This window comes from Azospirillum isscasi (genome assembly GCF_030849505.1).
Lineage (GTDB): Bacteria > Pseudomonadota > Alphaproteobacteria > Azospirillales > Azospirillaceae > Azospirillum > Azospirillum isscasi.
In genome coordinates, this window is the sequence record NZ_JAUJFI010000261.1 from 1 (window position 1) to 4,708 (window position 4,708).

Consider the following 4,708-nt stretch of genomic DNA (forward strand, 5'->3'; position numbering starts at 1 on the left):
CGACGACGGACCGCGCGACCAGCGCCGCGAGCCGAGCTTCGGCGGCGGTGGCCGGCGCCGGGAGGAACTGACCACCGGCGTCCTGCCGCCGCTCGGCAGCGGCGGGCGCGGACGCCGGTAAAGCTCAGGCCATTTGCGACATCGGGCACATGGCGTTGCCGCAGCCCGATGGGTTGCAGGGATGCATCGGCGCCGGCGCCGGCTTGGACGAGCCGACTCGCGGCGCCATGATCGCCTTCGACACCTCGGTCCCGCCGCAGGACGGGCAGGGCAGGCCGGTGGCCTTCTGCGTGTCGTAGTCGGCCATGTTCTTGAACCACTGTTCGAATTCGTGGCCGCAGGCGCAGCGCAGGGCGTACAGGATCATCGACGGTTTTCCTTGGACACGGCAATCGCCGTGAAAGGGACGGAATCCCGCGGTGCGGCGCGATGATCTGCATCAAAGCTGGCGCGGCGGCGCTCAGCGGTGGGTGGTCACCCCCACCTGCCGGCACATCGACAGAAGAAGGCAGGTGGAGCAGCGCGGGCGGTCGCCGGTGCAGATCCATTTGCCGAAGGGCACCAGCCGCTCGTTGATTTCCACCCAATAGGGGCGGGGCAGCCGCTCCATCAGCGCGACCATGGTGCGCTCCGGAGTCGGGGCGGCGACGAAGCCCCAGCGGTTGACGATCCGGTGCACGTGCACGTCCACCGCCACCGCCGGTATGCCGAACCCGATCGCCAGCGTCAGCGCCGCGATCTTCGGGCCGACTCCGTGGAAGGCCATCAGGGCGTCCGGCGTGTCGGGCACCACGCCGCCATGCTCCGTCAGGATGCGGCGGGACAGCGCCCGGATGTCGCGGGCCTTGGCCTCCGGAAAGGTCGCGCCGTCCAGCAGCCGCGTCAGCTCCTCCGGCGTCAGGGCGATCATCTGCCGGGGCGTGCGCGCCACCGCGAACAGCCGTTCGCACACGGCCATCGTCGTCTCGTCCCGCGTGCGGGCGGAGATCAGGCTGCCGACCAACTGTTCGAAGGGGCTGCCGTGGCCGCGGTCGCGCAACGCGAACATGGCGGCCTTCGGGCGTCCGGCCACCGCTTGGCGCAAGCGCCGGAACGCCTCGTCGATGTCGAAGGGTTCCTTGTCGGCAAGGCTGGGGGCGGGGCGCAGGGGCATGACCGGTCGCGGGACGGTGGAGGGTGCCAGACCGAAACAGGCGCGGGGCAGGGTTGCTCCCCATTCTCCTTTGCAACAGCGCAGGCGCTCTATAAATTAGATATATCTAAATTAGAGGGAGCGAAAGCCATGGTGAAGGATTGGCCGCAGATGGCGAAGGACATGTCCGGCGCGGTGCGGGAGCTGCGCGGCGGCGCTCCGGAGGTGATGAAGGGCTTCTCCGCCATCGCCAGGGCGGCGCTGGAGGCCAAGGCGCTGGACACCAAGACGAAGGAGCTGATCGCGCTGGCCATCGGCGTGGCGACGCGCTGCGACGCCTGCGTCGCCTTCCACGCCCAGGCCGCGGTCCAGCAGGGCGCCAGCCGGGAGGAGGTGATGGAGACGCTGGGCATGGCGATCTACATGGGCGCCGGTCCTTCGGTGATGTACGCCGCCATGGCGACGGAGGCGTTCGACCAGTTCGCCACTGGCCAGTCCGCCGCTGGCCAGTCCGCCGCGGAAAAGGCCGGCTGACCCCCGGCCCTCAGCCGGCGCTGGAGAACAGGGGGCGGCGCAGGCGCCCGGCGGCGATCTCGGCGCGCAGCGCGTCGGCGTCCATGGCGCGGATGCGCTCCAGCTCCGCGATGTTGGCGCCGATGAAGGGGTTCCGGTCGGTGGAGTTCTCGGGCCGCGCGTGCTCCAGATGGTACAGCGGCCCAGGCACCCGCTCCACCCGCCGGCCCAGCTTGCGCAGCCGCTCCACGATCTCGTCGTCCTCATAGCCCCAGGAGACGAAGCGCTCGTTGTAGCCGCCGGCCTCCAGCAGGGCGGTCCGGTCGAAGAAGGCCCCGCCGCCCGGCGAGTTGCGGTGCATCAGGGGGAAGCGCGGGCAGACCGCGTTCAGCGGCGCCGCCGACAGCGTGTGGCCGAAGCGATGGACCTCGCGCCCCAGGATCCAGAAGAACATCCCGTTGTAGGGGAAGGCCATGGCCGCCCCGCCGCGCACCGCGTCGCGGGCCAGCGCGTATTGCACGGGATCGACCACGATGTCGGTGTCGTGGAGGGCGACGATGGGGGTCTCCGCCGCCTCCGCCATGCGGTTGAGGAGGTGGGCCTTGTGGGTGAAGGGCGTGTCGTTGCCGGTCAGGTGCAGATGCCGGCAGCGGGCGGCAAGCTCCGGCCCCAGCGCGTCGGCCACGTCGCTCGGCCCCGCCTTGTCCTCGCCGATCAGGACGGTGGTGTCGGCGTGCTTCAGGATGAAGGAGACGATCCAGCGCAGGTTGCGCTTGCGGTCCCCGCTGTCGGCGCGGAAAGGGACCAGGACCGTGACGTCGCGCAGGTCCAGCCGCCCGTCCGGCCCGGCCCCGTCGAGGACTGCGCGGCGGGCGCGGTAGGCCGCGGCCTGCGCCGCCAGCCGCTCCCGCGACCCGTCGTCGTCCGGGTCGATGGCGAGGGCCATCTCGTAGAAGGACACGGCGGCGCCGGGGCGGCCCAGATCGGCCTCGATGTCGCCCTTCTGCCGCCAGCCGGGGACGAAATGCGGGTGGCGGGCCAGCAGCGGGTCCAGAACGTCCAGCGCCTCGCCGATGCGCCCGATGGCCTGCAGCGCCTCGCTCAGATGGTATTCGGCGTCGGGGAAGTCGGGGCGGAGGACCAGCGCGCGGCGGTAGGCGGCGATGGCCTCCTCCGTCCGCACGGCGGCGTGGAGCAGGGCGCCCAGGTTGAACTGCGCGTCGGCGTCCCCGCCGTCCAGCTCCACCGAGCGCGCGATCATCGCCACGCCGCGGTCCCGGTCGCCGCCGAACGCCGCCAGCAGGCCCAGCCGGTGCAAAGCCTCGGGGTTGTCGGGATCGGCGTCCAGGACCCGTCCGTACAGCTCCGCCGCCGCCGCCCGCCGCCCGGCCTTCAGATGGTCGAGCGCGATGCCGAGCGCCTCGTCGATGGTCGCCATTCGGTGGGGTCCGTACGTCCGTGTGCCGCCTTTTGGTGGATTCCACTTTGACACAAAGGCGTTTGCGGGGAAATCATCCGCTCCAGGACCATGCCTCAGGGAAACACCCGATAATGAACGACCATCGCAACAGCAAGAATGGGTCCATGGGAGGACTCACCCGCCGCCAGTTCGGCACCGCCGCGGCGTCCATCGCGCTTTCCGCCGGCGCGCTTTCCACCTTCGGCCGGGCGCCGGCCTTCGCGCAGGGTGCGGCGCTGAAGGTGGGCGTGCTGCTGCCCCGCTCCGGCCTGCTCGCCCAGGCGGGTCAGGCTTGCCAGCGCGGCGCGGAGATCGCGCCGGCCATCCTCGGCGAACTCGGCTACAAGGTCGAGATCCTGTCCGCCGACACCGAATCGAACGTGGACGTCGCCCGCTCGCGCGCCGAGAAGCTGATCAACGACGGCGCCAACGTCATCGTCGGCGCCTTCGACAGCGGCCAGACCGCCGCCGCCGCCCAGGTGTGCGAGCAGCGCGGCATCCCGCTGGTGATGAACATCGCCGCCGCCGACCGCCTGACCGAGCAGGGCTACAAGACCGTCTTCCGCAACTTCCCGACCTCCACCATGCTCGTCAGCAACGGGCTGGCGCTGATGAAGGACCTGTTTGCGGTCAGCGGCACCACCCCGAAGACGGCGGTGTTCCTGCACGCCAACGACACCTTCGGCATGGCGAACAAGCAGGCGATGGACGCCCTGTTCCCGAAGCTGGACATGCCCTTCGGCATCGTCGACACCATCTCCTACGACCCGAAGGCGCAGGACCTCGCGGTCGAGGTGGCAAAGGCCAAGGCGACCGGCGCCGAGCTTGCCATCGTCACCACCCGCGCCAACGACGCCATCATGCTGGTGCGCGAGATGGTCAAGCAGCGGTGGGAGCCCAAGGGCATCGTCTCCCCCGGCTCGCCCGGCCTGTATGACGAGCAGTTCTACAAGGTGCTGGGCAAGTACGCCGACTACGCCATCACCAACCTGCCCTGGTACGACCCCAAGGCGGAGCTGACCAAGCGCGTCGAGGCCGCCTTCAAGAAGCAGTACCCGAACGACCGGTTCGAGGGCTACGCCTTCAACGTCGCCTTCACGCTGGAGGCGATCCTGGTCGCCGCCGACGCCTTCAAGCGCGCCGGCACGGCGGAGCCGGCCACCCTGCTGGAGGCGCTGCGCCAGACCAACCTGAAGGACAAGATGATGGTCGGCCCGGCCATCACCTTCGACGAGAAGGGGCAGAACACGCAGCTCATCTCCGCCTGCCTGCAGAACCGCAACCTGCGCCCGACCGTGGTCCTGCCCAAGGGGTCCGCGGAGATGGAGCCGGTCTTCCCGATGCCGGGCTGGGGCAAGCGCGCCTGAACCACCCCTCCGAATCCCCTCTCCCCCTGGGGAGAGGGTCAGGGTGAGGGGGGGCGAAGGACGGAAACGCAGCGCCCGCGGCCGCGCTTCCGCCCTTTGTCCTCACACCGTCTGGGCTTCCAGCCCGTAGGCCAGCAGCCGTTCCACCGACGCGCGGCGGTCGCCCGCCGCGGCGAAGCGGGCGCGGGCCTCGGCGGACTGCCGGTCGCGGAGGGCCGCGTCGCTCGCCAGGGCAAC

Annotated in this window: 5 protein-coding genes; 2 read left to right on the plus strand and 3 right to left on the minus strand. The window is 70.5% G+C overall.

Annotated features, from left to right (window positions below; all coding sequences use genetic code 11):
- Positions 1-124 precede the first annotated feature (124 nt).
- Together QSG27_RS27700 and QSG27_RS27705 are read right to left on the minus strand one after the other, a co-directional pair.
- Positions 125-367 (minus strand): DUF1178 family protein, encoded by a 243-nt coding sequence (locus tag QSG27_RS27700; RefSeq protein ID WP_306711917.1) that lies wholly within the window; start codon positions 365-367, stop codon positions 125-127.
- 93 nt (positions 368-460) lie between these two features.
- Entirely contained in the window at positions 461-1,153 is a 693-nt protein-coding gene (locus QSG27_RS27705; RefSeq protein ID WP_306711919.1) for an endonuclease III domain-containing protein, read from the minus strand.
- A 129-nt stretch (positions 1,154-1,282) separates the two neighbouring features.
- Between QSG27_RS27705 and QSG27_RS27710 the strand changes: the two genes are divergently transcribed.
- The gene (locus QSG27_RS27710) at positions 1,283-1,666 is read left to right on the plus strand and encodes a carboxymuconolactone decarboxylase family protein (RefSeq protein WP_306711921.1); all 384 of its coding nucleotides are present in this window, start codon (positions 1,283-1,285) and stop codon (positions 1,664-1,666) included.
- A 10-nt stretch (positions 1,667-1,676) separates the two neighbouring features.
- Here the strand turns inward: QSG27_RS27710 and QSG27_RS27715 are convergent, their stop codons facing one another.
- Entirely contained in the window at positions 1,677-3,083 is a 1,407-nt protein-coding gene (locus QSG27_RS27715; protein ID WP_306711922.1) for a tetratricopeptide repeat protein, read from the minus strand.
- A gap of 146 nt (positions 3,084-3,229) precedes the next feature.
- Here QSG27_RS27715 and QSG27_RS27720 point away from each other — a divergent pair, with 146 nt between their 5' ends.
- Entirely contained in the window at positions 3,230-4,471 is a 1,242-nt protein-coding gene (locus tag QSG27_RS27720) for an ABC transporter substrate-binding protein (protein ID WP_306711924.1), read from the plus strand.
- Positions 4,472-4,708 lie beyond the last annotated feature (237 nt).